This window comes from Halobacteriovorax sp., from assembly GCF_041587335.1.
In the GTDB taxonomy this organism is placed as follows: Bacteria; Bdellovibrionota; Bacteriovoracia; order Bacteriovoracales; family Bacteriovoracaceae; genus Halobacteriovorax.
This window is the reverse complement of record NZ_JBFGYP010000203.1, coordinates 1-3,703: the sequence shown is the minus strand read 5'-3', so window position 1 is coordinate 3,703 and position 3,703 is coordinate 1. Positions and strand designations below refer to the sequence as shown.

5 protein-coding genes are annotated in these 3,703 nt (G+C 36.5%); 3 read left to right on the top strand and 2 right to left on the bottom strand.

All coding sequences use genetic code 11. The annotated features are described in order from the left end of the window. A partial coding sequence (locus tag ABX784_RS16155) for a biotin/lipoyl-containing protein (RefSeq protein WP_372656096.1) occupies positions 1-395 on the bottom strand: 395 nt, incomplete at its 3' end. A 35-nt stretch (positions 396-430) separates the two neighbouring features. Continuing rightward, a complete protein-coding gene (gene lpdA / locus ABX784_RS16150; RefSeq protein WP_372656095.1) occupies positions 431-1,819 on the bottom strand; it encodes a dihydrolipoyl dehydrogenase in 1,389 nt (462 codons plus the stop codon). 171 nt (positions 1,820-1,990) lie between these two features. Between lpdA and ABX784_RS16145 the strand changes: the two genes are divergently transcribed. The 3 genes from ABX784_RS16145 to ABX784_RS16135 all read left to right on the top strand — a co-directional run. Next, positions 1,991-2,878: an exonuclease domain-containing protein gene (locus ABX784_RS16145; RefSeq protein ID WP_372656094.1), complete on the top strand. Its 888-nt coding sequence runs from the start codon at positions 1,991-1,993 to the stop codon at positions 2,876-2,878. Then, the gene (locus ABX784_RS16140) at positions 2,875-3,105 is read left to right on the top strand and encodes a hypothetical protein (protein ID WP_372656093.1); all 231 of its coding nucleotides are present in this window, start codon (positions 2,875-2,877) and stop codon (positions 3,103-3,105) included. The genes ABX784_RS16145 and ABX784_RS16140 overlap by 4 nt, the downstream gene beginning before the upstream one ends. Beyond that, the coding region (locus ABX784_RS16135) for a KamA family radical SAM protein (protein ID WP_372656092.1) at positions 3,105-3,703 on the top strand (599 nt) is incomplete at its 3' end. The genes ABX784_RS16140 and ABX784_RS16135, both read left to right, overlap by 1 nt.

Below are 3,703 nucleotides of genomic sequence, written 5' to 3'. Positions count from 1 at the left end.
TTGTGCCATTTTGTAATTGTACCGTTAGTAATTGACTCACCCATTTGTGGCATTACGACGTCCATTCTTTCACTACCAGCAGCTGGCGCAGAAGATGCAGCTGGAGTAGCTGCTGGTGCAGATGCTGCCGGAGCTGATCCACCAACTGTTGCACTAGCATCGTCATCGATAACTGCAATTAAAATTCCAACGTCAATTGTGTCACCCTCAGGGTAGATAACTTCTACAACTTTACCAGCGATTGGAGCTGGAATTTCTGACTCAACTTTATCCGTAGAAATCTCTAGAAGGATTTCATCAATCTCAACCATATCACCTGGTTGCTTGTGCCACTTAGTGATCGTACCATTTGTAATCGATTCACCCATTTGTGGCATTACGATATCGTATCTCATATATATCTCCTATTCTTTATTAACTTATTTAAACCTTAGAAGTTAAGACTTCTACCTTTTGCATTCAATACTGATTCAGCTAAGAACTCACCTAAAGTTGGGTGAGGATGAACAGTAGCGAACATCTCTTCATCAATACCTTCCATTTGTCTAAATAGAACGTATTCATGGATTAACTCAGTTGCTTGTGTTCCTACAATATGAGCTCCAAGCATTTCTCCATCTTCACCCATAAGAGTTTTAACAAATCCAGCTGTCTCATTTGAGGCCATAGCTTTACCATTTGCTTGAAAAGGAATCTTTCCTACAGAAAACTTAATTCCTTTTTCTTTTAAAGCTCTTTCAGTAAATCCTACCGAAGCAACCTGTGGCTGACAGTAAGTGCAACCAGCAATATTCATTGGATCAATAGCATGAGGATGAAGACCAGCAATATGCTCTGCTGCAACTACACCTTCGTGAGATGCTGCGTGAGCAAGAAGTGGTGGTCCCGCAAGGTCACCAATTGCATAAACATTTGGAGCACTTGTTTGGTACATGTTATTTACCGAAACAAAACCTCTCTCAGTTTTAATTCCTGCAGCCTCAAGACCAATACCATCAATGTTACCTGTCATACCAACAGCAATAAGACCCATTTCAAATTTGTAATCTACAGTCTTACCATTTTCAACAGCAGTGATTGTTACATCATCACCATTGTTCTTAGCAGAAACTTTTTCTACGCCAAGAGATAATTTAATTCCATATTTCTTATAAGCTTTTTCAACTTCTTTAGATGAGTCAGTGTCTTCAATTGGAAGAAGGTTTTTCTGAAGTTCAAAAATATGAACGTCTACACCAAATGCATTCCAAAAGTAAGCAAACTCTACACCAATAGCACCGGCACCAATGATACCAATAGACTTAGGTAGTTTTTCCATTTTAATTGCTTCCCAAGCTCCGATAAGTCTCTTCCCATCGTGCTCAAGTCCAGGAAAGCTTCTATAGTGAGCACCTGTAGCAAGAATTATATTTTTAGCTTTTAACGTTTCGGTATGACCCTTCTTAGACTTTACTTCAATTGTAGTTTTGTCCTTAAGAGTTGCCTTCCCTTCGTATGAAGTAATTTTATTTTTCTTCATTAAGAACTCTACGCCCTTAGAAATTTTATCACTTATACCTTTTGCTCTCTTAACGGCTTGTCCACCATCTAGAGACTTAAGCTCAACATTGATCCCAAGATCTTTCATGTCGGCAATTTCATGAACAGAGTGAGCAGACTTAAGTACTGCCTTAGTTGGAATACAACCACGGTTTAAACAAACTCCACCAAACTTATCCATCTCTACGATAGCAACACTCTTACCTACTTGTGAGGCACGGATTGCGGCAACGTATCCACCTGGACCAGCTCCAATAACTACAACATCAAAACTCTTCATAAATTTGTATCCTTCAGTGTTTTAAGATATATGACTACTCACACTAGAGTTGAAAATATCAGCAAATATAAGTTCATGTTTAATATCAATACTTTGTGAGTTTGGCCATGAAAAGTGTCATTCAAAGTGATCTTCAGGACTTATAAAACCACGCAATACTTAGGGCTAAAAATGGCACATTTCACAGAAGAAGAAAGAGCAATATTACTGAGATCATTTCCAAACGGTATAATTGCTCTAGATCTGGAGATGACAGGCCTATCCCCTTTAATAGACAGGGTAATTGAGATTGCTGCAGTAAAAGTGACGCCCTTTGGCGAAGAAATTTTTGATGAGCTCATTGATCCACAAATTGACATCCCTCAATTTACAATAGATATCCATGGCATCACAAACGACATGGTGCAAGGCAAGAGAACCTTAGACAAAGTTCTACCTGACTTCATAAAATTTATTGGAAGCCTACCTCTCGTTGCTCATAACGCTAAATTCGATTCCGGATTTATAGTTTTTGGAATGCACCAAAACAGGCTTCCTCTTGGTGAATCACATGTCTACTGCTCTTGTAAATTTTCAAGGTATGCCCTTAGAGGTTGCACTAATTATAAGTTGGCCACTCTCACGAAAGAGCTAGAAATTCCGCTTGAAAATCATCACAGGGCCCTAGACGATGCCATCGCTTGTCTTAAAGTATACGAGAGAGGGCTTAAAGTTTTTAAGAAACCTGATCGTAAGATTTTAAATGAAGGTTATCTATTTAAATTCAAAGACTTTGATAAACAAGAAGACTTTGAAATACCTAAAAAGCTTCAAGCATTACAAGATAAAGTAAAAGATCAGGAGATGATTGAAATTAAATACCGTGGTGGAAGTCTAAAGAATCAGTTTAGACCTGTAAGACCAATTAGTTTTCTTCCAATGCCTCAGGGGAATATGCTCTATGCTCACTGCTTAGTAAGTGATATGTATAAATCTTTCTCATTAAAGAAAATCTCTGAACTTAGAGAATTAGATGAGTCAGAGAAGAAAGTACTTAGAGAAAAGATGGATAAGAAATGAGCTATATTACAAAGAAAAATTTAAATTTAAGAATTCAACAATTGATAATATTAATACTTCACTTAGTTTTACTAAAGTGGATTTGGTTTACTCTAAGTAACTCTGGAGCGATGGACACAACAACTGTTCTCATTCACTTTTCAGGGATAGCAACAATGGGAGCGCTATTAATCTTTGGTTGTGCTAAATGGGCGCGCAGAAGATATGTTAAAGGACTTGATGATTAATGAATACTTGGCAAGAAGAGTTCAAGAATTCAATTAAGTCACATGAAGGACTTGAGTCATTCTTTCAAACATCATTTCCTAAAACAAGTTACCCTATTTTAATTCCTAAAAACCTTGCTAAAAGAATAGAAGAAGAAGGATTAGACTCTCCGCTTGGGAAGCAGTTTCTTCCAGCAGCTGAAGAGTTAAAAGAAGAAGGTCTCATTGATCCTATTGGAGACCATCATCAATCTCCTATTCCTCAAATTGTTCATAGATATAAAAATAGAATTTTATTTTTCCCTACTCAAACATGTCCTGTTATATGTAGATATTGTTTTAGAAAAAATGAGTTAAGTAATGATGATGAACTATTCAAGTTCAACCTTAAGAACGTCTTAAGCTATCTAAGAGAGCACACAGAAATAGAAGAAATTATATTTAGTGGAGGAGATCCACTGATCTTAAGTGATGAAAAAATATCTAAGTATCTTCACGAGTTCAGTAATATTTCTCATATAAAATATATTCGTTTTCATACTCGAACACCAATAATTTTACCAAGTAGAGTAACTGAAAACTTTTGTAAAATGCTAAATAATTTTCAAGATAAATTTAA

Excerpts from the sequence above, each read along its gene's own strand:
- lpdA (WP_372656095.1), bottom strand. The coding sequence starts at position 1,819 with ATGAAGAGTTTTGATGTTGTAGTTATTGGAGCTGGTCCAGGTGGATAC.
- ABX784_RS16145 (WP_372656094.1), top strand. The coding sequence starts at position 1,991 with ATGGCACATTTCACAGAAGAAGAAAGAGCAATATTACTGAGATCATTT.
- ABX784_RS16140 (WP_372656093.1), top strand. The coding sequence starts at position 2,875 with ATGAGCTATATTACAAAGAAAAATTTAAATTTAAGAATTCAACAATTG.